At 70.5% G+C, this 1,361-nt stretch carries 2 protein-coding genes; both read left to right on the top strand.

The genetic code is table 11. The features are described 5' to 3' along the window. A partial coding sequence (locus ABGB11_RS42380; protein WP_347641361.1) for a branched-chain amino acid ABC transporter permease occupies positions 1–389 on the top strand: 389 nt, incomplete at its 5' end. After that, a partial coding sequence (locus ABGB11_RS42375) for a branched-chain amino acid ABC transporter permease (protein ID WP_347641360.1) occupies positions 386–1,361 on the top strand: 976 nt, incomplete at its 3' end. The genes ABGB11_RS42380 and ABGB11_RS42375, both read left to right, overlap by 4 nt.

Here is a 1,361-nt window from a genome sequence, read left to right as displayed (position 1 = left end):
GGACCCGGGTGGGGATGATCGTGCGGGCCTCGACCGAGCGGCCGGAGCTGACGAGGGCGCTGGGGATCGATGTGGGGCGGTGGGTGACGCCGGTGTTCGGGTTCGGGATCGCGCTGGCGGCGTTGGCGGGGGTTTTGGCGGCGCCGATGCGTGCGGTGAACCCGCTGATGGGCGCCGATCTGATCATCACCGTGTTCGCGGTGGTGGTGATCGGTGGCCTGGGGTCGGTGTTCGGGTCGGTCGCGGCGGGGTTCGCGGTGGGGTTGCTGTCGGCGCTGGGGAACTATTACGTGCCGTCGCTGTCGCAGACGCTGGTGTTCATTTTGATGGCCGCGGTGCTGTTGTGGCGTCCTGCGGGGTTGTTCGGGCGTGAGGAGGCGCTGCGATGATCCTGGCCAGGCTGGCCCGCTGGGGCCGGAGCGGGCAGGTCCTGCTGGTGGTCGGGCTGGTGGCGGCGCTGGCGCTGCCGTGGATGATCTACCCGCCGGTCGCGTTGGACATCGCCTGCTGGGCGCTGTTCGCCGCCGCGGTCGACCTGCTGCTGGGGTTCACCGGGCTGCTGTCGTTCGGGCACGCGGCGTTTTGGGGCGGGTCGGCGTACTGCACCGGCCTGATCGCCCTGCACACCCCACTCCCCTTCCCGGTCGCGATCGCCGGCGGCGCCGGCTTCGCAGCACTCCTCGCGCTGCCGATCGGGTTCTTGTCGGTGCGGCTGACCGGGATCTACTTCGCCATGGTCACCCTGGCGTTCGCGCAGATGGTGTACTTCGTCGCCAACCAATGGCGGGAGGTCACCGGCGGGGAGAACGGCCTGCAGGGCATCCCCAGAGAGTTCTTCGGCGTGGATCTGTCCGAGCCGTTCTACTTCTACTACGCGGGCCTGCCGTTCGTGCTGGCCGGCCTGTGGGTGGCCTGGCGGATCGTGCGGTCGCCGTTCGGGCGCGTTCTGGTGTCCATCCGCGACAACCCCGCCCGCGCCCGCGCTTTGGGCTACCCGGTGGACCGGTATCGGCTGCTGGCCTTCGTGCTGTCGGCCGGGCTGTCGGGGCTGGCGGGGGGAGTGTTCGCGGTCGGGCACGGCTTCGCCTCCCTGGAAGGGGTGTACTGGACCACCTCCGGGCAGGCGGTGATGATGGTCATCCTGGGCGGTATCGGCACGCTGTGGGGCGGCGCGATCGGCGCGGCCCTGGTGGTCCAGCTCCAGGACTTTTTGGCCACCGCCGGGTTCCAGGAGACCGGCATCGTCACCGGATCCATCTTCATCGTGATCGTCCTGCTGTTCCGCCGCGGCATCTGGGGCACCGCCCGCCACCTGCTGGCCACCCGCCGCCCACCCGCACCCGGCCAACCGGCCACCGAGA

This window comes from Actinomadura sp. B10D3 (assembly GCF_039871695.1).
In the GTDB taxonomy this organism is placed as follows: Bacteria; Actinomycetota; Actinomycetes; order Streptosporangiales; family Streptosporangiaceae; genus Spirillospora; species Spirillospora madurae.
Note: the sequence above shows the minus strand (reverse complement) of the source record. Positions and strands in the feature narration are given on the sequence as shown.